The following is a 24,056-nucleotide window of genomic DNA, read 5'->3' as shown; positions in this document are numbered from 1 at the left end:
CGCTCAATCTGCCTTTTCGGTCCTGGCGAAGCTCACTCGGGCAGCGACGCGCTCGTACCAATCCTGGATATCCGCGAACCGTGCCAGCAAATCTTGCCCTTCGGCAACCTTGACGAAATAGGCAAGGATCGGTGCGGCGTGCAGGTCGGCCAGCGTCGGCTGGTCGCCGAGCAGCCAAGGTCCTTTTGCCTTCAGTGAGGTCAGCACTTTCAGCACGGTCTCCGCCTGGCTCAGGCCGCCAGCGATCAGGGTCTCATCCGGCTCGGCCTTTTCCAGCCGCTCGACGGCAACGTCCCAGACCATGGCGCGGTAGCCATAGGCGTCGAGCATGCCTGTCATCTGGCCCATCCTGGCACGGCCGCGCGCATCGGCAGGCTGCAGCGCCGGGCCGTCGAAGGCTTCGTCGACATAGCGGGCAATCGCGTTCGTCTCGAAGAGGCGGAACCCGTCATGCTCGAAGGCCGGAATGCGGCCGAAAGGATGGTGTTCAAGATACCCCGCGGGGACGCCTTCAGCAGCGAAGATATCGAGCGGCACCAGCTCGTAGTCGATGCCTTTCTCCTCCAGCGCCATCCGCGCGATGCGAACATAAACGCTGTAGTCCGCGCCGTAGAGGATTGGCTTGGTCATGCTCTTATGCCTTGGCTCTAAGTGGCCCAAAAAGCGAAGGCTCCTTTCGGAGCCTTCGCTTTTTGGAAATGCGAGTACTTACGCCATCGCCTTCTGCAAATTCTCGTCGATCTTGTCGAGGAAGCCGGTGGTCGACAGCCAGGGCTGGTCGGGGCCGATCAAGAGCGACAGGTCCTTGGTCATGAAGCCGGACTCGACCGTCTGGATGCAGACCTTTTCCAGCGTCTCGGCGAAGCGCTTCAACTCGGCATTGTCGTCGAGCTTGGCGCGGTGCGCCAGGCCGCGCGTCCAGGCGAAGATCGAGGCGATCGAATTGGTCGAGGTTTCCTCGCCCTTCTGGTGCTGGCGATAGTGGCGGGTGACGGTGCCGTGCGCGGCTTCGGCTTCCACCGTCTTGCCGTCCGGCGTCATCAGCACCGAGGTCATCAGGCCGAGCGAGCCAAAGCCTTGCGCCACCGTGTCGGACTGCACGTCGCCATCATAGTTCTTGCAGGCCCAGACATAACCGCCCGACCATTTCAGGCTCGACGCCACCATGTCGTCGATCAGGCGGTGCTCGTACCACAGCTTCTTCGCCTTGAACTCGGCCTCGAATTCAGCCTCGTAGACTTCCTGGAAAATGTCCTTGAAGCGGCCGTCATAGGCCTTGAGGATGGTGTTCTTGGTCGACAGATAGACCGGATAGTTGCGCAGCAGGCCGTAGTTCAGCGAGGCGCGGGCGAACTCGCGGATCGACTCGTCGAGATTGTACATGGCCATGGCGACACCGGCGCCGGGCGCGTCGAACACATCATGCTCGATCACCTGGCCGTCCTCGCCGACGAACTTGATCGTCAGCTTGCCCTTGCCGGGGAAGCGAAAATCGGTGGCGCGGTACTGGTCGCCGAAGGCATGGCGGCCGACGATGATCGGCTTGGTCCAGCCCGGCACCAGGCGCGGCACGTTCTTCATGATGATCGGCTCGCGGAAGATGGTGCCGCCGAGGATGTTGCGGATGGTGCCGTTCGGCGACTTCCACATCTTCTTCAGCTTGAACTCCTCGACGCGCTGCTCGTCGGGGGTGATCGTCGCGCATTTCACGCCGACACCGTATTTCTTGATGGCGTTGGCCGAATCGATCGTCACCTGGTCGTTGGTGGCGTCGCGGTGCTCGATGCCGAGGTCGTAATATTCAAGCTTCAGGTCGAGATAAGGGTGGATCAGCTTGTCCTTGATGAACTGCCAGATGATGCGGGTCATCTCGTCGCCGTCGAGTTCGACGACCGGGTTCGCCACCTTGATCTTCGCCATGAAAGAATGCCTCGTTGCTGGGAATGGGACGGCCTTGCGCGCATGGCGTTCGGCCGGGGGATGCCGCCCGTATATCAAAGCGCTTTTGGCCGCGCAAACGGCGATCGGTCACGAATGTGAGGCCATGGCCGCCGTCATTTGCGAATGCTTCATTTTCGCGGCCGAATATGGCAGGGGACGCTGAAATGCCGCAAACAGCAGTTCATTGACAATCATGCCCGTCACCAAAGATCCCGATAACGCTTCACCCGCCGGTCCGGCCATCATCCTCGTCGAGCCGCAGCTTGGCGAGAACATCGGCATGGTCGCCCGCGCCATGGCCAATTTCGGTCTGTCGGAGCTGCGTTTGGTCAATCCGCGCGACGGCTGGCCGAGCGAGAAGGCACGCGCCGCCGCCAGCCGCGCCGACCATGTCATCGACGCCGTGAAAGTGTTCGACGATCTGGCCTCGGCGCTTGCCGATTTGAACTTCGTTTTCGCCACCACCGCCAGACAGCGCGACGGCTTCAAAGCCGTACGGGGTCCGGTGGAAGCGGGCAGGGTGCTCCGCGCCCGTCACACCCTGGGGCAACGCACGGGCATCCTGTTCGGCCGCGAGCGCTTCGGCCTCTACAATGACGAGGTCGGCCTTGCCGACGAGATCGTCACCTTTCCGGTCGATCCTGATTTCTCCTCGCTCAACATCGCCCAGGCGGCCTTGCTGATGTCCTATGAGTGGATGAAGTCGGGCCTCGAGGACGAGACCACGACCAATTTCACCGGTCCGGAGATGAAGCCGGCAAGCAAGGAAGAATTGCACGGCCTGTTCGCCTATCTCGAAGGCGCATTGGAAGCGCGGGGCTATTTCCGGCCGGCGCCGAAGAAGCCGAAAATGGTCGACAATCTGCGTGCCGTGCTGACGCGGGCGGGCTTCGCCGAGCCGGAGCTGAAGGTGCTGCGTGGCATCATCTCGTCGCTCGACAGGTTCTCGCCGGTGATGCCGCGTGGCGATGGGTCGCCGGGCGATGATCCAAGGCGGCTTCCGGCAGCCGCGCGCGCCGGCAAGGCCGAAGCGGACCGCCCGGCACACAAGCCCGCCGGTGACGATGAGGACGCGCCGCCGCTCGGCGGCAAGGGAACCGACAATGACTGAGCAGCCGATCCTGATGTTCGATTCCGGCGTCGGTGGGCTGACCGTGTTACGCGAAGCGCGCGTGCTGATGCCGGACCGGCGCTTCGTCTATGTCGCGGACGATGCGGCTTTCCCGTTCGGCGCCTGGGAAGAGCCGGCACTGCGCACCCACATAATCGACCTCTTCGCCAAACTGCTCGACCGGTTTGCGCCGGTGATTTCGGTCATCGCCTGCAACACCGCCTCGACGCTGGTGATCGATGCGCTGCGCGACAGATTTCCGGGCCATCCTTTTGTCGGCACCGTGCCGGCGGTCAAGCCGGCGGCGGAGCGCACCCGTTCGGGCCTGGTCTCGGTGCTGGCGACGCCGGGCACGGTGAAGCGGCAATACACGCGTGACCTGATCAGCAAGTGGGCGCAGAAATGCCATGTCCGCCTGGTCGGTAGCGACAGGCTGGCGGGACTTGCCGAAGCCTATATGCGCGAGGGCTTTGTCGACGAGGAAGCCGTGCGCGCCGAGATCGCGCCCTGTTTCATGGAACATGACGGGATGCGGACCGATATTGTCGTGCTGGCCTGCACGCACTATCCGTTCCTGGTCAACCGCATGCGCAAGACCGCGCCCTGGCCGGTCGACTGGATCGATCCGGCCGAAGCGATCGCCCGGCGGGCCTTTTCGCTGCTGCCGCCCGTCGATGGACCGCTGCCGCAAGGCGAGCCCGATATTGCCGTCTTCACCTCCGGCAAGGCTGACTTTGCCGTCAGCCGGCTGATGCAGGGGTTTGGACTGGTCGTACGCTAGACGGTGGCGGAAACGTCTGCCGTTCAAGCAGGTTCAAAGACGATGCTGCGCTGATCCGGATCTGCCGAGACCAGCCTTAGCGTCAGACCATCACCCTGTTCGAGCCCGGAGGCCTTCAGGCTGGCAACGACAGGCATGTCGGCAAGCTGGACGCGCACGCCATGGTTGACGTCGGTCACAACGGCCTTGAACGTCTCACCCTCGCGTCCCCTGAGCATAACCGCCTCGGCAAGGTCGATGGCCGCATGGTTGATCTGCGAAGCGCGGGCGTCCGCACGCCCCATCACCTTCGGCAATCCAGTGAACGCGTCGGTGACAGCCTGCGGCACAGGCTGGCCATTGGCGATAGCCAGCGCGCAGCGCACGACATAGCGATCGGCCAGCCGCCTGAGCGGCGCGGTGGCATGGGCATAGGTCGCAGCCATCGCCTCATGCCAGGGGACGACGCCCTCCTGATAGGGCTGATAGGACGCGCCGGAGCCGGCATGGCGGATTTCCAGCATCAGCGCCGCCTGTTGCCTATTGCTCGGATCAAGGGTCCGCTGATAGTCGCGCAAGCTGGTGGAGGCCGGCCAGGATAGCCCGAGAGCCTGCGCCGCATTGCGCAGCCTTTGCACTTTGGAAGCATCCGGCTCCGACATCACCCGGAACAATCCGGTCTTGTGTGCCAGCATGGCGTCGGCGATCGCCATGTTGGCAGCCAGCGAAAGCGCGGCGTTGTCTTGTTCGGATTGCAGCAGCGGTCTGAACGAAAGCTTGAATGTGCCGTCGGCGAGCCTTTCAACCTCCTGCTCGGGTGGGTCGACGCGCGACGCGCCACGACGCTCCTCGTTCATTGCCATGCGCCGCGCCATTTCGGCGAAGCCGGCCGGAACGTCGGCGGCCTTCACGCTGTCATAGGCGAGCTTCGCGCGGCTTTGAATGATTGCCCGCTCCGCAACGTCCAATTTTGTCGCACCGTCCTCTGCGATGCGGACCGTGAAGATGACCGCTGGACGCGGTCCATCCGGCAACAGGCTCGCTACACCTTCGGCAATTGCCGGCGGGTAGAGTCCGGCCTTGCCGTCCGGCAAGTAAAGCGTCTCGCCCCGCGTCCAGGCTTCGCGATCCAGCGCGTCGCCGTCCTCGACGAACCAGGCCACGTCGGCAATGGCATAGTGCAGCAGAAGATCGCCGCCGCTCGCCTCGATCGAGAACGCCTGGTCAAGATCGGTGGAGGCAGCCGGATCGAGCGTGACGAAGGGCATATCAGTTCGATCGGCATGCTGGTTCGGCACACGTCTGGCCGCCGCCTCCGCCGCGGCCATGACCTCAGCCGGAAATCCATCCGGCACGTGGAATTCGGTGCGGATTTTCGCCAGGCCGGTGGCGAGCGCTTGTGAGGGGTCTGTCAGAGACTTCATTCAGCCGTCCTACACCAGGGCTCTGGACACGGAAAGGCTGCCAACAAACCGGCTGCCTGACGAGCCGGCAGCAGACGGTCGAAGAACTGGGCTGGAACTGCCGCCCAAGCTCGGCGTTTCTCCTGACAGCAAAGGAGAACCCGCCATGCCAGCCACCTCGAAAGCCCAGCAGAAAGCCGCGGGCGCCGCGCTCTCCGCCAAGCGCGGCGAGGCGAAAAAGAGCGAACTCAAGGGCGCTTCACGCGAAATGTATGAATCGATGAGCGAGAAGCAACTGGAGGAATTCGCCGAGACCAAGCGCAAGGGCCTGCCGGAGAAGAAGTCGAAAGACTGAGTGTGTCGTTCGCGAAACATTGACCAAACAGACAGGCCCGCAGCGGAACTGCGGGCCTGTTTCTTCAAGCAAAGTCTCTAGGCAATGTTTTGCCTTACCAGCGATGGCAGCGCCGTATCCGCTCTACGATCACCCTGCGGTGGCCATGCCGCCACACCACCCTCTTCTTGACGATGATTCGGCAGACCTGTTTATGGCCGTGCCAATGGCGCGCCATGGCCGGTTCCGGCGCCACCGCCATCGAACCTGCAAGCACCGCGGCGCCTGCCAAAGTAAGGAAGAACTTCTTCATGCTAATTGGACTCCTCTAGCTCCAGATCCCTTCCTGGTGCCGTTGGCGCAAACCTCCCGCCACATCCGGCATCGCATAACGCCCCGAACGCTATAGGGTTGCGTTGCGCCGCGCCACTCACAAGCTTGACACCGGTTAAATCTCGGTTTAACCAGCCGCCAACGCCGGGCAGCGATGTCCGGTGTTTGTTTTGTATGCGCAAGACCGGTTGCCTTGGTTTCTGGTTTTGTTTGAACTGACGTGTCCCGTGGGTTTTCCGCCGCGTTGCGTGGGAAAACCCTGTCAGGTCTCGAAAACGGAGGCCAGAGGAGGGCGCGTTTCCTTCACCCGGACCATGAGGTGCCGGGTGTGTTGTTTTTGAAAAGGGAATGCGATGAGCAAGCGCGAATCCGCGAAGTACAAGATCGACCGCCGTCTCGGCGAAAACATCTGGGGCCGCCCGAAGTCCCCGGTCAACAAGCGTGAATACGGCCCCGGCCAGCACGGCCAGCGCCGCAAGGGCAAGCTTTCCGACTTCGGCCTGCAGCTGCGCGCCAAGCAGAAGCTGAAGGGTCACTATGGCGACGTTTCGGAAAAGCAGTTCCGCAAGGTCTATGAAGAGGCCGACCGCCGCAAGGGCGACACCTCGGAGAACCTGATCGGTCTGCTCGAATCGCGTCTCGACGCGGTCGTCTACCGCGCCAAGTTCGTGCCGACCATTTTTGCCGCCCGTCAGTTCGTCAACCACGGCCACGTCAACGTCAACGGCAAGCGCGTCAACATCGGCTCGTACCGCTGCAAGCCGGGCGACGTCGTCGAAGTGCGCGAAAAGTCGAAGCAGCTGGTCATCGTCCTGGAATCGGTCGGCCTCGCCGAGCGCGACGTGCCGGACTACATCGAAGCCGATCACAACAAGATGGTCGCGACCTTCTCGCGCATCCCCGGCCTGGCGGACGTTCCGTTTGCCGTCCAGATGGAACCGAACCTGGTCGTCGAATTCTATTCGCGCTAAGCGAACGCTTTTCTGCGATATCGGAAAAGGCCGCCCCTCCCCTCGAGGCGGCCTTTTTGTTTCGTGCTTCCGCTTTGCGGTTTCGATTCTCCGGCCAATGCGCTAATCCGGGCGGAAGTCACCTCCGGGGCCGCCGCGCCATGAATATGCAGCCAGAGATAGAGACGCTTGAACCGGTCGCCGAGGGTGGCTCCCACCCGCTGTTCGCCGATGTGCCGTCCTCGGTCGAGTTCAACAAATTGCGCAAGCGGCTGCTGCGGCTGGCCCGCCAGGCGATCGAGGATTTCTCGATGGTGGAGCCGGGCCAGCGCTGGCTGGTCGCGCTGTCGGGCGGCAAGGATTCCTATGGCCTGCTCGCCATGCTGCTGGACCTCAAATGGCGCGGGCTGCTGCCGGTGGAATTGCTGGCCTGCAATCTCGACCAGGGGCAGCCGAATTTCCCAAAACACATCCTGCCGGACTATCTCAACGCCAACGGCATTGCCCACCGCATCGAGTACCAGGACACCTATTCGGTCGTCACCGACAAGCTGCCGCAGGGCAGCACCTATTGCTCGCTCTGCTCGCGGCTGCGGCGCGGCCATCTCTACCGCATCGCGCGCGAGGAGGGGTGCTCAGCGCTGGTGCTCGGCCATCATCGCGAGGACATTCTCGAAACCTTTTTCATGAACCTGTTCCATGGCGGCCGTCTCGCCGCCATGCCGCCAAAGCTGCTCAACGACGAAGGCGACGTCATGGTGCTGCGGCCGCTGAGCTATTGCGCCGAGATCGACCTCGAAAAATTCGCCGCCGCGATGCGGTTCCCGATCATCCCTTGCGACCTCTGCGGCAGCCAGGAAGGCCTCCAGCGCAACGCCATGAAGGCGATGCTGGACGACATCGAAAAGCGCATGCCCGGCCGCAAGGACACGATGATCCGCGCGCTGTCCAACACCAGGCCATCGCATCTGCTCGACAGGAAGCTGTTCGATTTTGCCGCCCTGAACCAGACCCTCATCACAGGACAAGACGCACCCGATGACATTTGACGACAACGCGATCGACTGGCTGGCCAGCCTGCTGGCCGAGGCAGCCGACACCGAAATCATGCCCCGCTTTCGCCGGCTGGGCGAGGGTGACATCAGACAGAAGACCTCGGCCGCCGATCTGGTGACGGAAGCGGATGTCAACGCCGAGCGGCTGATCACTGCCAGGCTGCGCCAGCGCTATCCCGAGGCCATGGTCGTCGGCGAGGAAGCCTGTTCCGACAATCCGGCGCTGCTCGATGGTCTGGGTGACGCTGATCTGGCCTTCGTCATCGACCCTGTGGACGGCACCTTCAACTTCGCCTCCGGTGTGCCGCTGTTCGGCGTCATGCTTGGCGTCGTGGTCAAGGGTGAGACGGTCGCCGGCATCATCCACGATCCGGTCGGCAAGGATTGGCTGATCGGCGCCAAGGGCGCCGGCAGCCATATCCGCCATGCGCACGGCACGCTGGAGAGAGTGCAGGTTGCCGCAAGCGCGCCGATCTCTGAGATGACCGGCGCGGTCTCCTGGCAATACATGGCGGAGCCCGACCGCACGCGGCTGGCCTGCAACCAGACCAAGACGCTGTCGCAGTTCAACTATCGCTGCGCCGCCCACGAATACCGCTTGCTCGCGAGTGGCCATGGCCATTTCGTCGTCTACAACAAGCTGATGCCCTGGGATCATCTGGCCGGCGTGCTGATCCATGCCGAAGCCGGCGGCCATGCCGCGCGGTTCGACGGCACGGCCTATCTGCCGTCACATGTCGGCGGCGGTCTGCTTGTCGCGCCCGACCGGGAAAGCTGGCAGGAGTTGCGCCGCGAACTCTGGGCAGAAATAGGATCAACTTCTGCGGCCAGCGCTTGACCGTCAGGTTTGCGCGGCCGAAGAGTTGGTGCTTTCGTTGGGGGCTCTCTCGAATGAAGTCTCGGTTCGCAATTTTTGCGGTGGCTCTTGCCGCAATCTTGTTTGCAAACGCCAACGCGGCAATCGCGCAAGAGCGCCTCTGCCACAGTCCCGATCCCGTCGACACCATCAAGGAGATGTCGGACGCTATCTACGCCTGTTGGAAGCCGCCACCCGGAGCCGCGGGCATGTCCCTGACGCTGCAGTTCTCGCTTCGCCGCAACGGCACGCTGATCGGCAAGCCTCGCGCCACCTATTCGGATCTCGGGACCGATGCCCAGCTCAGCCGAGCCTTCGTGGCATCCATCCTCAAGGCACTCGACGATGCTCTGCCATTGCCCTTTTCGGACAGTATGGGCGGAGCCATCGCGGGACGCATGCTTGCGCCTCGCTTCACGGCGGCGATTGAAGGTGCATCCTGATGCACGTCGTCTAATGCAGGTCGGTGATATGCCCTGAAACGGGTGGGTTGTGCGGCTGGAACATCTTGCCGCGCTCGGCGATGAGGATCATGAGCAGCGCCGCGACCGAGACGCTGCAGAAGCCGGCGGCAAGCGGCGTCACCGTGCCGTTGAAGGCCTGGCCGATCAGCGTGCCGAGGATGCCGCCGAGAAACGTCTGCATGAAACCCAGGATGGACGATGCCGTGCCGGCCAGTTGCCCGAGCGGCTCCATGGCCAGTGCGTTGAAATTGGCGCCAAGCGCACCGAAGGGAAGCATGGCGCTGGCGAAGAAGGTGACGAACAGCCAGAGCGGCATCTTGATTTCCAGCGAAACCACCAGCCAGGCCAGGCTGATGACCAGAAACAGCAGCAGCGCGCTCTGCGACAGGCGGCGCATGCCGATACGGCCGACAAGGCGTGAATTCAGAAAATTGGAGAAGGCGAGCACGCCTGCGACCCCGGCGAAGATGACCGGGAACATCTCGCCGACGTTGAAGATGTCGACATAGATCTGCTGCGCCGAGGCGATGAAGCCGAACATGGCGGCAAAGACGAAGGTGCTGGCAAAGGCGTAGCAGAGCGCGATGCGGTTGGTGAGCACGATACGGAATCCACCGACGACGGAGGAGACCGTCAGCGACCGGCGATATTCGGGACGCAGCGTTTCAGGCAGGCGCAGCAACGACCACGCCGACACGATCAGCGCGCCGACGGCCATGGTGACGAAGATGTAGTGCCAGGTCGCGAACAGCATGATGAACTGGCCGATGCCGGGCGCGATGACCGGTATCGCCATGAACACCATGAAGATCAGCGACATGACTTCGGCCATGCGCCGGCCCTCGAACGTATCGCGCACGATCGAGACCGCGATGACGCGCGTGGCGGCCGCGCCAATGCCTTGCACGGCGCGGCATATCAGCAGCGTTTCGAAGCTCGGCGCAATGGCGGCGGCAGCAGCCGCTGCCACGTAGATGATCAGTCCGGCGACAAGCGGTGAGCGGCGGCCGAAACGGTCCGAGATCGGCCCGAAGAACAACTGCCCGCCGCCAAAACCCAGAATGTAGGCGGTGACCACATATTGCCGGTGGTTTTCATTCTCGACGCCGAGCGAGGCGCCGATCTGCTGCAGCGCCGGCAGCATGATGTCGATGGCCAGCGAATTCAGCGCCATCAGCGCTGCGCACAGCGCAATGAACTCCCAGCGCGGAATAGGCAGTTTGCTTGCCGATTGCTGCGCTGTCGATTGCTGGTCCACGGCAAGTCCGATCTCTCAAACGAAAACGCGCCGGCGGGCCGGCGCATTGGCTCGTCTTGGTCCCCGGTATCAGGAACACACAAATTGCCGAGGCGGGGCTGCCCCGGTGCTCAGTGCGTGTCAGGCGGCGCCTTTGACGCTCACGCCTTTTTCGACCAGGAAGGTCTGCAATTCGCCGGCCTGGAACATCTCGCGGATAATGTCGCAGCCGCCGACGAATTCGCCCTTGACGTAGAGCTGCGGGATCGTCGGCCAGTTGGAATAGTCCTTGATGCCCTGGCGCAGTTCGGCCGAGTCCAGGACGTTCACGCCTTTATAGTCGGCGCCGATATAGTCGAGGATCTGGACGACCTGGCCGGAAAAACCGCACTGCGGGAAACCGGGCGTGCCCTTCATGAAAAGGACGACGTCGTTGCCCTTCACTTCATTGTCGATGTAGTCGTTGATACCGCTCATGGAACATCCTTTCACGCCTGTGGGAGTCAGGCTCGAAGCATGTCCTTCAAATAAACCCATAGGTTGCCCGAAACAAGACATTAGCCGCGCCATGGCCGAAATGGCGCAAAGGATGGGCCGTGTTGGGCCAAGCGGGTATCGGCTGGAACGGCCTCAGTCGGGAACGCTGGTCTGCAGCGCCAGTGCATGCAGCACGCCGCCCATATTGCCCTTCAGCGCGTCATAGACCATCTGGTGCTGCTGGACGCGGCTTTTTCCCCGAAAGCTCTCGGCGACGACTTCGGCCGCATAATGGTCGCCATCGCCGGCGAGGTCGCGGATCGTCACCTTGGCGTCCGGAATGCCGTCCTTGATCAGTTTTTCGATGTCGTGGGCGTCCATTGCCATTGCAGAATTCCTGTTTCGGGCGGGCGGCACCGTGGCGGCCCGTGCGATGAGAGTCGGGATAAACCTAAAGCCTTTCCGGCCGCGATTGAAGCCGTTCCGCACAGCACCGGCGCGATTGTCACCTAGGACGCATTCCCGTCCGGATGGACAGCATCGGCTGTGGGGTCGTCGTCACGCATCGAGAAGGCCCGGCCAAGGCTGAAGACCAGCAGGTAGAGCGGGATGTTGACCACCAGGTTGGCGATCGGCAGATAGCCGGTCATCCGCCAGGCAGGCGAGAAGAACGGCTGGCCGTAGCCGTCACAGACCAGCGAAGAGCCGTACTCCCACAGCGCTCCCAGGATGGCCGCGACGGCGAAAAGCTTGATGCAGGTGACGACCCGGCTTGTCCTTGCGGGCTCCGGCAAAAGCCGGCTCCAAAGCACCAGACAAACGATCGGAACCGCATAGATGAGGTTCTGCAGCACCAGCATCGGAAGCGCGCCGTTGGCCGCGCCAAGGAACTCGGCACGCGTTTCCAGCCGCGGGCAAACCTCGCTCGAGGTCGTCGACAGCAGGAAAAAGACGAACGGCCCGAGGAACCAGAAGAAGAACAGCGACGGCCAGAAAACGACTGCAAGCAGCGCCCGGACAGCCAGTCTGCTCAACTGGCCTGATCCATGAAGCGGGGGAACCAGCCTTCGTGGGCGGCAGTCAAGTCGCTGACCGGGATCGCCCTGGCGTCGCCGAGCTTCAGCGTGTTGCCGCCGGTCGAGCCGATCCACGGCGCGAAAATGCCGAGTTCGCCCTGCTGCTTGCGGATGGCGTCCCATTCCTCGCCATGCGGGTCGATCGACAGCGTCAGGAGATAGCGGCCCTGATCCTCGCCGAACCAGACCGGGATCGGATCGGTGCCGACAAGCCCGGGAACGGTCGCGCCGATGCCCGACGCCATCGCCATTTCCGCCAAAGCGACAGCGATGCCGCCGTCGGAAACGTCATGCGCCGCGGTGACGATGCCGGACGCGATCAGCGAACGGACATGGTCTCCGACGCGCTTCTCATGCGCGAGGTCGACCGGCGGCGGCGGGCCATCCGTACGGCCATGGACGTCTCTGAAATAGACGGACTGGCCAAGATGCGTGCCCCAGGAGGCAGGAGCGCCGACCAGCAGGATCATCTGGCCCTCAGCCGCAAAGCTGATGCGCACCATCTTCGACCAATCTGATATCAGGCCGACGCCGCCGATGGTCGGTGTCGGCAGGATGCCCTGGCCGTTGGTCTCGTTGTAGAGCGAGACATTGCCCGACACGATCGGGAAGCCGAGGGCGCGGCAGGCATCGCCAATGCCTTTCACTGCGCCAACCAGCTGGCCCATGATCTCGGGTCGTTCCGGGTTGCCGAAATTGAGGTTGTCGGTGGCGGCCAGCGGCAGCGCGCCGGTGGCGGTGAGATTGCGCCAGCATTCGGCCACGGCCTGCTTGCCGCCCTCATAGGGATCGGCCTCGCAATAGCGCGGCGTCACGTCGGAGGAGAAGGCGAGCGCCTTGGTCGCATGGCCTTCCACTCGCACCACGCCGGCATCGCCGCCGGGAAGCTGCAGCGAATTGCCCTGGATCAGTGTGTCATACTGCTCCCACACCCAGCGGCGCGACGACAGGTCCGGTCCGCCGAGCAGTTTCAGCAACGCATCGGCGACATCGGCCTGCGGAACGTCATTGGCAGCGAGCGGCGCCGGCTTCTTTGGCTCGACCCACGGGCGGTCATATTCCGGCGCCTTGTCGCCAAGGTCCTTGATCGGCAGATCGGCGACCTGGTCGCCCTGATGCAGCACGCGGAAGCGCAGATCGTCGGTGGTCTTGCCGACGATGGCGAAGTCGAGGCCCCATTTGTGGAAGATCGCCTCGGCTTCCTTTTCTTTCTCGGGGCGCAGCACCATCAGCATGCGCTCCTGGCTCTCCGACAGCATCATCTCGTAGGCGCTCATGCGCTCCTCGCGCACCGGCACCTTGTCGAGGTCGAGTTCGATGCCGAGGTCGCCCTTGGCGCCCATCTCGACCGCCGAGCAGGTGAGGCCGGCCGCACCCATGTCCTGGATGGCGATGACGGCGCCTGAGGCCATCAGTTCGAGGCAGGCTTCCAGCAGGCATTTTTCGGTGAAGGGGTCGCCGACCTGCACGGTCGGGCGCTTCTCGTCGATCTTGTCGTCGAATTCGGCCGACGCCATGGTGGCGCCGCCGACGCCGTCGCGGCCGGTCTTGGCGCCGAGATAGACGACCGGCAGGCCGACGCCCTTGGCTTCCGACAGGAAGATGGCATTGGTCTTGGCGAGGCCCGCGGCAAAAGCGTTGACCAGAATGTTGCCGTTATAGCGGGCGTCGAAATTGACCTCGCCGCCGACCGTCGGCACGCCGAAGGAGTTGCCGTAGCCGCCGACACCTGAAACCACACCGGCGACGAGGTGCCTGGTCTTGGGGTGATCGGGAGCGCCGAAGCGCAGCGCGTTCATCGCCGCGATCGGCCGCGCGCCCATGGTGAAGACATCGCGCAAAATGCCGCCGACGCCGGTCGCCGCACCTTGGTAGGGCTCAATGAAGGAAGGATGGTTGTGGCTTTCCATCTTGAAGACGACGCAGTCGCCGTCACCAATGTCGACCACGCCAGCATTCTCGCCCGGCCCCTGGATGACCTGTGGCCCGGTGGTGGGCAGCGTGCGCAGCCACTTCTTCGAGGATTTGTAGGAACAGTGCTCGTTCCACATCGCCGAGAAGATGCCGAGTTCGGTAAAGCTCGGCTCGCGTCCGACGAGGTCGAGGATGCGCTGATATTCGTCGGGCTTCAGCCCGTGCGCGGCAATAAGCTCCGGGGTGATCGGCACGGAATTGGAAATGGTCATGGGCGGCGATTTATGTCCATGGAAGCGGGGATTTTGAGTCCCCTCATATCGCAAGCTTTGCGGCTGATACACCCGTCGAGCGAGGAAAAAGACAGAAAGCAACAAGGTGATGACCGGGGTAGGCCGCATCAGGGTCCTTGCAGGCGTCCGTCGGGCCAGCGGTCATCGGCGAGATTACCATGAGGAATGCAAAGCAGAATGGGGAACGCTATGGCTCTCCGGCCGTTGGGTCTGCGACCATTCAGGAGATCCGGACCATGGCTACCAAGCAGGGCAAGAAAGACAATCGCCTCTCGGACAAGGAGGCCATGCATATTGCCGAGACCACCGACGTTTCGCCCGGGCAGGCCAAGGAACTGGCCGAAAAGCACGGCAAGGACAAGGCCAGGAAGGAAGCCAGCAACTTCAAGGCCGAGGGCTGAGCCGGGCCCAGCTCTCTCAGGAGAAGCTGTCGTAGCCGGCGCGGCCCTCATCGAGGAGCCGTCGCAGGACCGCAACGCCGTCGGCGACATCGCCGCGCTGCCTCGGCTGCGACACGCCGAAGCGGATGCCGTGAAAGACCTGCTCGGAGCGGCCGGCCTTGAACTCGTCCTCATCGTCGATCAGCACACCATGTTCCAGGCAGGCATTCTTGAAGGTGCCGGACAGCCACGGGTCGGGCAAAGTTAGCCAGACAAAGGGCACCTTGTCGTGCGACTTGAACGCGAAGCCGGCCAAGGTCTCGCGCACGATCGTGATGCGGGCGCTGATTTCGGCGATGCTGCGCTTGCGGATATCGCTGGCCTGACCGGAAAGCACCAGACGGGCATTCACCTCCGCCAGCAGGAAGGGCATGCCGCCGGTCATCATCTTGTGGGCGACACGGATACGGTGGCGATAGGCGGGCGGGCAGGAGAGCCAGCCGCCGCGCATCCCGGCCGCGACCGACTTCGACAGGCCGCCGGCAACGATGGTGCGTTCGGGCGCAAATTCGGCAAGCAGCGGTGTCTGGTCGTCGGTGAGGTTGCCGTAAAGGTCGTCCTCGATCAGGACGACATTGTATTCGCGCGCTATCCCTGCAATGGCCTCGCGGCGCGCTGCCGAGAGCGTCACCAGCGTCGGATTCTTGGCCGTCGGCATCAGGAAGATCATCCTGGGATGCTTTTGCGCGCAGACGCGCTCGAAATCGGCCGGGTCGAGACCTTCGTCGTCCGATGCCACCAGTGCCGTGCGTCGGCCGATCAGCCCGGCGCTGCGGGAGATCTGCGAATAGGTGAGGTGCTCGAAGGCGACATAATCGCCCGGCGTGGTGAGTGCCGCGATCGCAGCCATCACCGCGGCATGGGTGCCGAGCGTCGGAACGATGCTGTCGGCGGCCGGGTGGAAGGCGTTTCGCGACAGCCAGCGGGCACCAGCTTCGTACCAACGGTCCGGAAAATCGCGCGTATAGCTTGAAATTTCATGGGGATGATCCTGCGCGGTGCGCGACAGGACATCGGCGACATCAGTGCCCTGGCCGACATCGGGTGCCGCCGTGCTGTCGAAACGCAGCTTGTCCTGGGGCGCATCGACGTAGCGCGTGCCTTCCACGCCGACGTCGGGAGCTTCTGGTTTCACGCCGTCGGCGCGCCGGCCAAGCACATAGGTTCCGCGCCCCACTTCGCCGCTCACCAGCCCGCGCTCACGCAGCAATTGATAGGCCCGGCCGACCGTACCGACGGTGGTGCCTATGTCGTAGGCGAGGTCGCGTTGCGGTGGCAGTTTTGTTCCGGCACCGATCACACCCTGGTCGATGCCCGCTTCAACCGAGTCCGCAAGGCGTTGATAGAGCGGCCCGGCACCGGCGGTCAGATCTGGAAGCCAATTTGTCATGGTGACAATTTTCTATATTGCACCGGAATGTGAGTCAATACATATCAGTCGCGCCCCAAAAAGGGTGCAATTGAGACTTTTGGCAGAAATGAAATGGATACAATCGCGACAATCCGTCAGTCAAGAGCCGCGTTTCCAGGCGAAACGCTACGCCCGTCCGGCCAGCGAGGCTTTGTCGGCCGTCTGGTGTGGGTGGTCAGCTCGCTGGCGAAATGGATCGCCCGTTTGCTGGAGCGCCGGCGCGGCCGGCTGGCATTGCTGGAAATGACCGACGATCAGCTCAAGGACATCGGCATCTCGCGCTGTGATGCCCATCGTGAGGGTATCAGGCGTTTCTGGGAATAGAGGCCAATCTAAAGCGCGTCGCGTCTGAGCGGATTCATGCGACGCGCTTTAGCAGGCTGTTGAAGAAGTACTGGCGCGGTTGATTTGAGCGTGATTCACTTCTCCCCGGATGATTTGGGGATTTGTGGATGCGCGGCTTAGACGAACGGACAGGTTCTCTGTTTTCGTATGTCGACCTTGAGGCGCGGGTTCGCCGAGACCATCCGTTGCGGGTGATACGGGAGATCGTTAACGCGGCTCTTGTCGCGATGGATGGCGATTTTGCGGTGCTTTATCCGCCCGGGCTCGGCCGTCCGTCGATCGCACCGGAACGTTTGCTGCGTGCGATGCTGCTGCAGGCCTTCTACGGCATTCGCTCGGAGCGCCAGTTGATGGAGCGGATGGAGTTCGATCTCCTGTTTCGCTGGTTCGTGGGGCTTGGCGTTGACGATCCGGCCTGGGATCATTCGAGCTTCACCAAGAACCGGGATCGGCTGTTGGAAGGTGAGATCGCGGCAAAGTTTCTGCGCGCTGTGCTGGCGCAGCCAAAGGTGAAGCGGCTTTTGTCGTCGGATCACTTCTCGGTGGACGGGACGCTGATCGAGGCCTGGGCTTCGATCAAGAGTTTCCGCCGCAAGGACGGAGACGACAACGGTCCAGATGGAGCGGAGCGCAATGCCGAGCGCGGCTTTCATAAGGAGAAGCGCTCCAACGACACACACCAGAGCACGAGCGACCCGCAGGCGCGGCTCTACAAGAAGGGCGACGGGCAGCCGGCGAAGCTCTGCTACATGGGGCATGCGCTGATGGAGAACCGCCATGGGCTGGCGGTCGATGGCGGCATCACCCAGGCCACGGGCACGAGCGAGCGTGATGCCGCGCTCGCCATGTTGGACCGCAGACCGTCGCGGCGGCGCATCACACTGGGTGCCGACAAGGCCTATGACGTGCGCGCTTTCATCAGGGATCTGCGCGAGCGCAAGATCACGCCGCACATCGCCATCGACGGCCATCTGAGCAAAACCGGCAAGCCTCGCGTGACGGCGATCGATGGTCGCACGCGCTCCCATGCCGGCTATGCGGTCAGCCAGCGCTGCCGCAAGCGGATCGAAGAAGTGTTTGGCTGGATCAAGGCCTCGGCGGGTATGGCCAAGGTCAAGCTGCGAGGATGCGCCCGTGTGGGCGCGGCCTTCACCCTGAACCTGGCGGCTTACAATCTGATCCGCTTGCCCAAGCTGCTGGCGGCGCCGGCATGAGCCTCATAGGCCGCTGGCGGATCGTCGCGATGCCCGACTACGTCGAGGACTATCGCGATATGATGGAGCCCGCCTACATTGAGTTCGCGGCCGATGGCTCCGGTGAATTCGCCTTCGGCTGCGTCACTGGTCAGATATTCGGCGCGGGCGATGGCAGCAATGTCGCCTTCTCCTGGCAAGGCAATGACGAAATGGACGAGGCCCAAGGCACTGGATGGGCTGAAATCCAACCAGACGGCTCCATCAACGGACAAATCTGCTTCCATGGCGGCGACGAAGCTGACTTCGTCGCTCGCAAGTGCACTTCTTCAACAGCCTGCTAGGTCTTTGTCTCTATGCATGTCGTTCTCCCAAAACCGGGGCCACTTTTGGGCGACATGCATTAACGGGCCCGTTTAGCCCCGCGATGGCCGATACCGCGATCGATAAAAACGGCGACGATACAGATCACCAGGAACAGCGCCGTGATGGCCAATGCCGCAATGGCGACACTGGCTGCGCCGTTCTTGGCGACATCGAGGAAGGGGTAGGGCACCTCGCCGGCGAATGGCGCCCGCGCCAGCGCGTAGGCCAGATAGGCGATGGGATAGAGCACCCACCAGGATATGTCGCTCCATCTCGTTTTGCCGTCGGCGCCGGCTATCAGCCACCACAGCACGAACAGCACCGGCGTCACGTAGTGCAGCAGCACATCGCAGAGCAGGAACAGGCCTTGCGGCTGCCAGAGCCGCGCCAGAACCGTGGCATAGACGATGAAGACCAGGGTGATCGAAACCGCGACCCCCGCACGCATCCGCGGTCCGGCGAAGGCCGGCAGCCACGCATAGAAGCTGGGTGACAGCAGGGATGTGCAGACCAGCACGGCGCCAATGTTGGTCAGGATGGTGAAGAAGCTGAAGTAGAAGACGATCGAGCCGAGCAGGCTGCGGCCGGCTTCCATCGACGCCGGAATGCTGATGCAGAACTGCAGGACGAGGCCGGCCAGACCGATGGCCAGACCCACCACCTGCAGGAAGCGGCCCATGGTCAGGCGGTCGCGGCGCAGGCCGGATTGCCGGCTTGCCAGCGAGCAATGTCCGAGCCGATGCGCGCGCCGAGCGGATCGTTCATCAAAGGCCCGAAGGCGTCGACGCGGCCCGAATTGCCTTGCGCCTGCACGACCAGCAACGGCTTGCCGCCATAGTGCTTGGCCGGCACCAAAAGGAAACGCGGCGTGCCGCTGAACGAGTTCAGCTCATTGGCCATCTGATACTGCTTGAAGGCCGGATCCTTGCTGGCGATCCAGCATTTGTGTGCGGCGATTGCCACCTGTTCCATGGCCAGCAGCGCCGCGCTCTTGCCCGAGGGGACAGGCGTGCTCTTCGGGGTCGATTGGCACGACGCCAGGGCAAAGCCTGCCGCGGCGACGAAGGCGATCGTCCTGGTCTTGCTCAAGCGGCACCCATCTCGAGTTCGGACAAGAAGATCTTCAGGCCGTCGGTCATCTCGCCCCATACCCGCGACAAGGCCGGATGCTGCGATGCGATCTGCTCGTAGGCATCGAATTTGGGATAGGCGTCGAGCAGGTCGTGGCGGCCTGTCATGGCGCGGAAATTGTTGAAGATGAAGCGGGTCGGCGTCAGCCAGGCATCGGCGAAGCTGATGTCGTTGCCGAGTGCGAAGGGGCCTTGCGCCATGCGCGCCTCGATCGCCGCCAGCCCGTGGTGCAGGCGGGCGAATTGCGCGTCGATCTCGGCATTGTTGCGCTTCGGCACGAAATGCAGCTCGAAAAGCTTCATCGTCGGGGTGAGAACGTCGAGATCGGTGATGCGGGCGAACATGCGCACCAGGGCGCGGTCCTTGGAATCGGGCGGCAACAGCGCCGGCTCCGGAAACCGCTCCTCGAGATATTCGGCGATGACCACCGATTCGACGATGGTTTCGCCCGAGCCGGTGATCAGCACCGGAATCCGGTTCATCGGCGAGATGGCGCGAAACGCTTCGGGGATCGGAAAACCCGGCGGCGGCGCGATGATCTTCAGCGGCACGTCCTTGATATAGGCCAGGGCCCGCACGATCGACGAGTAGGGCGACAACGGCCGCGAATAGAGTTTCATGACCGTCTCTCTCCCCAGAGCAATGGACGTGATGTCCTTGTAAATTTTACTGCATTTGCGGCTGAAATCGTCAAGCGGCGATGCCGAGTGCGCCTTCGAAAAGGGCACGGCCGTCGCTGCCGCCATGGGCGGCTTCGATCAGGTTTTCAGGATGCGGCATCAGGCCGAGCACATTGCCTTGTTCGTTGATAATGCCGGCAATGTCGTTGATCGAGCCATTGGGGTTGGTACCCTCGGCATAGCGGAACACCACCTGGCCTTCGCCTTCGAGGCGGGCAAGCGTTTCGGCGTCGGCGAAGTAATTGCCGTCATGGTGCGCCACCGGCGAGCGGATGATCTGGCCCGGCTGATAGCGGCGGGTGAACATGGTGTTGGCGTTGGTGATCTCGAGCTTGATCTGCCGGCAGACAAATTTCAGCGAAGTGTTGCGCATCAGCGCCCCCGGCAGCAGGCCGGCCTCGACCAGGATCTGAAAACCGTTGCAGACGCCGATGACCGTGACGCCCTTGGCGGCCTTTTCGGCCACGGCCCGCATCACCGGCATGCGCGCGGCGATCGCGCCGCAGCGCAGATAGTCGCCGAAGGAGAAGCCGCCTGGAATGGCGATCAGGTCGACATCAGGGATTTCGGTGTCGGTCTGCCAGACGGTGACCGGCGGTTGTCCCGAAATCTTGGTCAGTGCGGCGATCATGTCGCGGTCGCGGTTGAGGCCAGGCAGGAGGACGACGGCTGATTTCATTTTGGTTCGTAAGGCCTCTGGGCTTCGGCTAGTTCGCGCAGGTCGAGACGTCTGTCTATGCGTTCAAGGCGATCGTCTTGTCTGGCGAGAAATGCCATAAACGTTGTGGATATCGCTTTGCGTGGCCACCATGTGACCCCGCATCACATTCAATTCCCGTTTCGTCTCGGAGACATCCTGACGAAGCTCACCGATTTCGTGATGCACGCGCTTCAGAAGCTCGAACATCAGTTCATTCGTGACTTCCGACATAGTGCCTCCGACACAACCTCAGGTAAGTGTCACACTATAATTCTCAATCACCGTATTCGCCAGCAGCTTGTCGCACATGGCTTTCAGGTCGGCCTCGGCCTTGGCCTTGTCGTTCTCGGCCAGTTCGACGTCGAACACCTTGCCTTGCCGCACCGCGCCGACGCCGCCGAAGCCCAGCCCGGACAGTGCGTGTTCGATCGCCTTGCCTTGCGGGTCGAGAACGCCGTTCTTGAGGGTTACGGTAATGCGGGCCTTGATCACGCTGGACATGCTCCTGTTCTAATATCGGTCTTGGTTCAGTGCGGCTTGCCTTTGACGCCATCGGTCGAGGCGACAAGCACCGGGCCGGTCGGGCGCGGCGGTTCGTTCTCGTTCATGATGCCGAGGCGGCGGGCAACTTCCTGGTAGGCTTCGACGAGGCCGCCCATGTCGCGGCGGAAACGGTCCTTGTCGAGCTTGTCCTGCGTCGCCACGTCCCACAAACGGCACGAATCCGGCGAAATCTCGTCGGCAACGACGATGCGCATCATGTCGCCCTCGAACAGGCGGCCGCATTCGATCTTGAAGTCGACGAGCTGGATGCCGACGCCCATGAACAGTCCGGAGAGGAAGTCGTTGACGCGGATGGCGAGCGCCATGACGTCGTCGATCTCCTGCGGGCTGGCCCAGCCGAAGGCGGTGATGTGCTCTTCCGACACCATCGGATCGTCGAGCGCGTCGGCCTTGTAATAGAATTCGATGATCGAGCGCGGCAGAACGGTGCCTTCCTCGATGCCGAGGCGCTTGGACAGCGAGCCGGCGGCGACATTGCGCACCACCACTTCGAGCGGGATGATCTCGACTTCCTTGATCAGCTGCTCGCGCATGTTGAGCCGGCGGATGAAGTGGGTCGGAATGCCCATGCGGTTCAGATGGTTGAAGATGTACTCGGAAATGCGGTTGTTGAGCACGCCCTTGCCGTCGATGACCTCGTGCTTCTTCTTGTTGAACGCGGTTGCATCGTCCTTGAAGAACTGGATCAGCGTACCCGGTTCCGGTCCTTCATAGAGGATCTTGGCCTTGCCTTCATAAATGCGGCGGCGATTTTTCATCTGATTTTTTCTCTGGATTTGCGGGCAGGCGGCAAGCGACCAGTTCCTGTCCGTCCGCCTAAATTAGTGCGGCGACGGCGGGGTTCAATGCCGGGTCTATCCCAATCACATCGTTTGCTCAATCGGCAAATCCTTCCAATCAACCGCTTTCGGGACTGAAATGCCGCAGCGCAGCATATGACGAAGCGTATTGACCGGCTCGCGACCTTTTGGTTTGTGCTTTGGCAACACACATATCACTTGCCAACGAATCGGATTTGACCCGGAGGGACGCCATGAGCAGCATGAAAGACCGCGAAGAGGGCTTCGAGCGCAAATTTGCATTCGACGAGGAGCTTCGGTTCAAGGCCTCGGCGCGCCGCAACAAGGCACTCGGCCTGTGGGCTGCCGAAAAGCTCGGAAAGTCGGGCGCTGACGCTGATGCCTACGCCAAGGAAGTCGTTGTTTCCGATATCGAGGAAGCCGGCGATCACGACGTGTTCCGCAAGATCCGCAAGGATTTCGATGCCGCCGGCGTCGAGCAGTCGGACCATCAGATCCGCCGCACCATGGACGAGCTGATGGCGCAGGCGATCGAGCAGATCAAGAACACCTGAGCAGTTCATGCTGGACCAATCGACCGCCCGGCCAAGCCGGGCGGTTTTTCTTTGCCTTTGCCCCGGTTTCCGGCTGAAACTGCCGACGTTAACGAGGAAAGAGATTAGATGTCGCTTAAGTCCCGCCTTGCCGCCGATGAAACGCTGATCACCGCCTGGTCGGGTGTGCCGGACGCCTTGACCGTCGAGATCCTCGCCAAACAGGGCTTCGATGCCATCACGCTCGACATGCAGCATGGCGGCCATCACGAGGACAGTGTGCTACGCGGTCTCATGCCCGTGCTTGCCGCCAACAAGCCGGCACTGGTGCGCATCCCCGTCGGCCGCTTCGACATGGCAAGCCGGGCGCTCGATTTCGGCGCCGAGGCGGTCATCGCGCCGATGGTGAACTCGGTGGCCGACGCAAAGTTGTTCGCCGCGGCGATGAAGTATCCGCCGCTCGGCGAGCGCTCGTGGGGGCCGACCTATGCCTTTCCGCGCCACGGCAAGGGTGATTATACCGAATGGCTGCGCGACACCAATCAGCGCACGATGGCTTTTGCGATGGTCGAGACGCGCGCCGCACTCGACGCGCTCGACGGCATTCTCGACACGCCGGGCATTGACGGCATTTTCCTCGGCCCATCGGATTTCTCGATCGCCTGGAGCAACGGTACGATCGTCAATTCGACGCTGGAAAGCATGATGGAGACGATAGCATCGGTCGCCGAGCGCACCCGCAAGGCCGGAAAACATGCGGCGATCTATGTCGTCGAACCGGCAATTGCCGGCCGAGTCGTATCGATGGGCTATCGCCTGCTCGCCACCGGGTCCGAGCACGCGCTGATTTCGCTGGGGGCAAAAACCTTGCTGAAAGGCATCAAGGATTCGATCGGCGCCTGAAGCGGCGCACCCGAGATACTACGCCTTCAGGTCCGTCAGGAATTTGGCGAAGGTCATCGACCCCTCGGGCCAGGGGCCGAAGCCTGAATCCTGGTTGAGATGGCCGGTCTCGCCGGCATCGATGAACAGCGATCCCCAGGCGCCGGCAATGTCCTCAGCGACATCGAAGGCGCAGAACGGGTCGTTGCGGCTCGCGATCACGACCGACGGAAAAGGCAAGGGCTCGCGCCGATAGGGGCCGAAGGTCATCAGGTGCTTTGGCTTGATCTTGGGATTGGCGACATCGGGCGGCGCCACGAAGAAGGCGCCGGCGACCGGCTTGACGAATTGCGGGATGGCCTGCACGGCCGCCGCGACGCCAAGCGAATGCGCAACGATGACGACGGGCCGCTCGGCCTCGTTGACCGCTTTGGCCACGCTCGCCGTCCAGTCCTCGCGCACCGGCTTCGACCACTCCGTCTGCTCGACGCGCCGCGCCGTCGACAGTTTTGATTGCCAGCGGGTCTGCCAATGCTCAGGCCCCGAATTGGTGTAGCCCGGAACGATCAGGATATCTGCGTCTTTGACTTTCATGGCGCTGAGATAGCGACCGCGACTGCCTCATGCAACTGTCGATGGGCACGTTCCTGGTCACAATGGTGAACACCATGTTCGCTTTTCGCTGTCTTGTGTGAACGATCGCGATAGACGATCTGTCTTCAGGAGAGAAACAGCCGTGGAGGACCGGGATTTTGGCGCTGACACGACGTACAATGATTGGCGGCGCCGGGCTCCTGGCTTTGGGAG

Annotated in this window: 31 protein-coding genes; 13 read left to right on the top strand and 18 right to left on the bottom strand. The window is 62.6% G+C overall.

Features of this window, described 5'->3' with window-relative positions; translation table 11 throughout:
• Positions 1-3 precede the first annotated feature (3 nt).
• Both DBIPINDM_RS38335 and DBIPINDM_RS38330 read right to left on the bottom strand, forming a co-directional pair.
• A complete protein-coding gene (locus DBIPINDM_RS38335) occupies positions 4-630 on the bottom strand; it encodes a glutathione S-transferase family protein (RefSeq protein ID WP_258584187.1) in 627 nt (208 codons plus the stop codon).
• Positions 631-708: 78 nt separating this feature from the next.
• A complete protein-coding gene (locus tag DBIPINDM_RS38330; RefSeq protein WP_096445278.1) occupies positions 709-1,920 on the bottom strand; it encodes an NADP-dependent isocitrate dehydrogenase in 1,212 nt (403 codons plus the stop codon).
• A 214-nt stretch (positions 1,921-2,134) separates the two neighbouring features.
• Between DBIPINDM_RS38330 and DBIPINDM_RS38325 the strand changes: the two genes are divergently transcribed.
• On the top strand, positions 2,135-3,052 hold the full coding sequence (locus tag DBIPINDM_RS38325; RefSeq protein WP_258584186.1) for an RNA methyltransferase: 918 nt from the start codon (positions 2,135-2,137) through the stop codon (positions 3,050-3,052).
• Positions 3,045-3,833: a glutamate racemase gene (murI, locus tag DBIPINDM_RS38320; protein WP_258584185.1), complete on the top strand. Its 789-nt coding sequence runs from the start codon at positions 3,045-3,047 to the stop codon at positions 3,831-3,833. The genes DBIPINDM_RS38325 and murI overlap by 8 nt, the downstream gene beginning before the upstream one ends.
• 23 nt (positions 3,834-3,856) lie before the next feature.
• Here the strand turns inward: murI and DBIPINDM_RS38315 are convergent, their stop codons facing one another.
• Positions 3,857-5,236, bottom strand: coding sequence for an RNB domain-containing ribonuclease (locus DBIPINDM_RS38315; RefSeq protein WP_258584184.1), 1,380 nt, complete (start codon positions 5,234-5,236; stop codon positions 3,857-3,859).
• 145 nt (positions 5,237-5,381) lie between these two features.
• Between DBIPINDM_RS38315 and DBIPINDM_RS38310 the strand changes: the two genes are divergently transcribed.
• The gene (locus DBIPINDM_RS38310; protein ID WP_258584183.1) at positions 5,382-5,570 is read left to right on the top strand and encodes a DUF3008 family protein; all 189 of its coding nucleotides are present in this window, start codon (positions 5,382-5,384) and stop codon (positions 5,568-5,570) included.
• A gap of 94 nt (positions 5,571-5,664) precedes the next feature.
• Here the strand turns inward: DBIPINDM_RS38310 and DBIPINDM_RS38305 are convergent, their stop codons facing one another.
• A complete protein-coding gene (locus DBIPINDM_RS38305; protein ID WP_027042433.1) occupies positions 5,665-5,862 on the bottom strand; it encodes a hypothetical protein in 198 nt (65 codons plus the stop codon).
• A 373-nt stretch (positions 5,863-6,235) separates the two neighbouring features.
• Between DBIPINDM_RS38305 and rpsD the strand changes: the two genes are divergently transcribed.
• From rpsD to DBIPINDM_RS38285, 4 genes are all read left to right on the top strand, one after another.
• On the top strand, positions 6,236-6,853 hold the full coding sequence (gene rpsD, locus DBIPINDM_RS38300) for a 30S ribosomal protein S4 (RefSeq protein ID WP_013895883.1): 618 nt from the start codon (positions 6,236-6,238) through the stop codon (positions 6,851-6,853).
• Between the two features lie 140 nt (positions 6,854-6,993).
• Positions 6,994-7,881, top strand: a complete 888-nt coding sequence (gene ttcA, locus DBIPINDM_RS38295) for a tRNA 2-thiocytidine(32) synthetase TtcA (protein WP_258584182.1) — start codon at positions 6,994-6,996, stop codon at positions 7,879-7,881.
• The gene (locus DBIPINDM_RS38290; RefSeq protein WP_258584181.1) at positions 7,871-8,725 is read left to right on the top strand and encodes an inositol monophosphatase family protein; all 855 of its coding nucleotides are present in this window, start codon (positions 7,871-7,873) and stop codon (positions 8,723-8,725) included. Before ttcA ends, DBIPINDM_RS38290 begins: the two co-directional genes overlap by 11 nt.
• Positions 8,726-8,778: 53 nt before the next feature.
• Entirely contained in the window at positions 8,779-9,186 is a 408-nt protein-coding gene (locus DBIPINDM_RS38285) for a TonB C-terminal domain-containing protein (protein ID WP_258584180.1), read from the top strand.
• A gap of 10 nt (positions 9,187-9,196) precedes the next feature.
• Here DBIPINDM_RS38285 and DBIPINDM_RS38280 read toward each other — a convergent pair whose 3' ends face one another.
• The 5 genes from DBIPINDM_RS38280 to purL form a co-directional block, all read right to left on the bottom strand.
• Complete coding sequence (locus DBIPINDM_RS38280; RefSeq protein ID WP_416361738.1) at positions 9,197-10,465, bottom strand: multidrug effflux MFS transporter; 1,269 nt, start codon at positions 10,463-10,465, stop codon at positions 9,197-9,199.
• A gap of 120 nt (positions 10,466-10,585) precedes the next feature.
• Positions 10,586-10,921 carry a Grx4 family monothiol glutaredoxin gene (grxD, locus tag DBIPINDM_RS38275; RefSeq protein WP_013895877.1) on the bottom strand — a complete coding sequence of 112 codons (336 nt, stop codon included), beginning with the start codon at positions 10,919-10,921 and terminating at the stop codon, positions 10,586-10,588.
• Positions 10,922-11,074: 153 nt separating this feature from the next.
• Entirely contained in the window at positions 11,075-11,308 is a 234-nt protein-coding gene (locus DBIPINDM_RS38270) for a BolA/IbaG family iron-sulfur metabolism protein (protein ID WP_010909092.1), read from the bottom strand.
• A 122-nt stretch (positions 11,309-11,430) separates the two neighbouring features.
• Positions 11,431-11,955: a hypothetical protein gene (locus DBIPINDM_RS38265; protein WP_258584171.1), complete on the bottom strand. Its 525-nt coding sequence runs from the start codon at positions 11,953-11,955 to the stop codon at positions 11,431-11,433.
• Positions 11,952-14,183, bottom strand: coding sequence for a phosphoribosylformylglycinamidine synthase subunit PurL (gene purL / locus DBIPINDM_RS38260; RefSeq protein WP_258584168.1), 2,232 nt, complete (start codon positions 14,181-14,183; stop codon positions 11,952-11,954). Before purL ends, DBIPINDM_RS38265 begins: the two co-directional genes overlap by 4 nt.
• 257 nt (positions 14,184-14,440) lie before the next feature.
• Here purL and DBIPINDM_RS38255 point away from each other — a divergent pair, with 257 nt between their 5' ends.
• Positions 14,441-14,605, top strand: a complete 165-nt coding sequence (locus DBIPINDM_RS38255) for a hypothetical protein (RefSeq protein WP_181179463.1) — start codon at positions 14,441-14,443, stop codon at positions 14,603-14,605.
• Positions 14,606-14,621: 16 nt separating this feature from the next.
• On the opposite strand, the gene DBIPINDM_RS38250 is transcribed toward DBIPINDM_RS38255, so the two are convergent.
• Positions 14,622-16,034: a PLP-dependent aminotransferase family protein gene (locus DBIPINDM_RS38250; protein ID WP_258584167.1), complete on the bottom strand. Its 1,413-nt coding sequence runs from the start codon at positions 16,032-16,034 to the stop codon at positions 14,622-14,624.
• A gap of 93 nt (positions 16,035-16,127) precedes the next feature.
• Between DBIPINDM_RS38250 and DBIPINDM_RS38245 the strand changes: the two genes are divergently transcribed.
• The 3 genes from DBIPINDM_RS38245 to DBIPINDM_RS38235 all read left to right on the top strand — a co-directional run bounded on the left by DBIPINDM_RS38245 (position 16,128) and on the right by DBIPINDM_RS38235 (position 17,937).
• Positions 16,128-16,379 (top strand): DUF1127 domain-containing protein, encoded by a 252-nt coding sequence (locus tag DBIPINDM_RS38245; protein ID WP_258584166.1) that lies wholly within the window; start codon positions 16,128-16,130, stop codon positions 16,377-16,379.
• Between the two features lie 128 nt (positions 16,380-16,507).
• The gene (locus DBIPINDM_RS38240; RefSeq protein ID WP_258584164.1) at positions 16,508-17,614 is read left to right on the top strand and encodes an IS5 family transposase; all 1,107 of its coding nucleotides are present in this window, start codon (positions 16,508-16,510) and stop codon (positions 17,612-17,614) included.
• Positions 17,611-17,937: a hypothetical protein gene (locus DBIPINDM_RS38235; protein ID WP_258584159.1), complete on the top strand. Its 327-nt coding sequence runs from the start codon at positions 17,611-17,613 to the stop codon at positions 17,935-17,937. Before DBIPINDM_RS38240 ends, DBIPINDM_RS38235 begins: the two co-directional genes overlap by 4 nt.
• A 59-nt stretch (positions 17,938-17,996) precedes the next feature.
• Here DBIPINDM_RS38235 and DBIPINDM_RS38230 read toward each other — a convergent pair whose 3' ends face one another.
• The 7 genes from DBIPINDM_RS38230 to purC form a co-directional block, all read right to left on the bottom strand.
• Entirely contained in the window at positions 17,997-18,638 is a 642-nt protein-coding gene (locus DBIPINDM_RS38230) for a Pr6Pr family membrane protein (RefSeq protein WP_258584158.1), read from the bottom strand.
• Positions 18,639-18,640: 2 nt separating this feature from the next.
• The gene (locus tag DBIPINDM_RS38225) at positions 18,641-19,048 is read right to left on the bottom strand and encodes a hypothetical protein (RefSeq protein WP_258584155.1); all 408 of its coding nucleotides are present in this window, start codon (positions 19,046-19,048) and stop codon (positions 18,641-18,643) included.
• The gene (locus DBIPINDM_RS38220) at positions 19,045-19,710 is read right to left on the bottom strand and encodes a glutathione S-transferase family protein (RefSeq protein WP_258584154.1); all 666 of its coding nucleotides are present in this window, start codon (positions 19,708-19,710) and stop codon (positions 19,045-19,047) included. The genes DBIPINDM_RS38225 and DBIPINDM_RS38220 overlap by 4 nt, the downstream gene beginning before the upstream one ends.
• A gap of 70 nt (positions 19,711-19,780) precedes the next feature.
• Positions 19,781-20,449, bottom strand: a complete 669-nt coding sequence (gene purQ, locus DBIPINDM_RS38215; protein WP_258584153.1) for a phosphoribosylformylglycinamidine synthase subunit PurQ — start codon at positions 20,447-20,449, stop codon at positions 19,781-19,783.
• 63 nt (positions 20,450-20,512) lie between these two features.
• On the bottom strand, positions 20,513-20,701 hold the full coding sequence (locus tag DBIPINDM_RS38210; protein WP_318036921.1) for a hypothetical protein: 189 nt from the start codon (positions 20,699-20,701) through the stop codon (positions 20,513-20,515).
• Positions 20,702-20,719: 18 nt separating this feature from the next.
• Positions 20,720-20,962 (bottom strand): phosphoribosylformylglycinamidine synthase subunit PurS, encoded by a 243-nt coding sequence (purS, locus tag DBIPINDM_RS38205; RefSeq protein ID WP_258589441.1) that lies wholly within the window; start codon positions 20,960-20,962, stop codon positions 20,720-20,722.
• A 35-nt stretch (positions 20,963-20,997) separates the two neighbouring features.
• Positions 20,998-21,792, bottom strand: a complete 795-nt coding sequence (purC, locus tag DBIPINDM_RS38200) for a phosphoribosylaminoimidazolesuccinocarboxamide synthase (protein ID WP_027028673.1) — start codon at positions 21,790-21,792, stop codon at positions 20,998-21,000.
• Positions 21,793-22,067: 275 nt separating this feature from the next.
• Between purC and DBIPINDM_RS38195 the strand changes: the two genes are divergently transcribed.
• Positions 22,068-22,388 carry a DUF1476 domain-containing protein gene (locus DBIPINDM_RS38195; protein ID WP_010909104.1) on the top strand — a complete coding sequence of 107 codons (321 nt, stop codon included), beginning with the start codon at positions 22,068-22,070 and terminating at the stop codon, positions 22,386-22,388.
• A 108-nt stretch (positions 22,389-22,496) separates the two neighbouring features.
• Complete coding sequence (locus tag DBIPINDM_RS38190; RefSeq protein ID WP_258584142.1) at positions 22,497-23,270, top strand: HpcH/HpaI aldolase family protein; 774 nt, start codon at positions 22,497-22,499, stop codon at positions 23,268-23,270.
• Positions 23,271-23,288: 18 nt separating this feature from the next.
• Here DBIPINDM_RS38190 and DBIPINDM_RS38185 read toward each other — a convergent pair whose 3' ends face one another.
• Complete coding sequence (locus DBIPINDM_RS38185; RefSeq protein WP_258584140.1) at positions 23,289-23,843, bottom strand: RBBP9/YdeN family alpha/beta hydrolase; 555 nt, start codon at positions 23,841-23,843, stop codon at positions 23,289-23,291.
• Positions 23,844-24,056: the final 213 nt, after the last annotated feature.

The sequence above is a fragment of the Mesorhizobium sp. AR02 genome (assembly GCF_024746835.1).
Taxonomy (GTDB): domain Bacteria; phylum Pseudomonadota; class Alphaproteobacteria; order Rhizobiales; family Rhizobiaceae; genus Mesorhizobium.
This window is presented reverse-complemented; position numbering and strand designations above follow the sequence as displayed.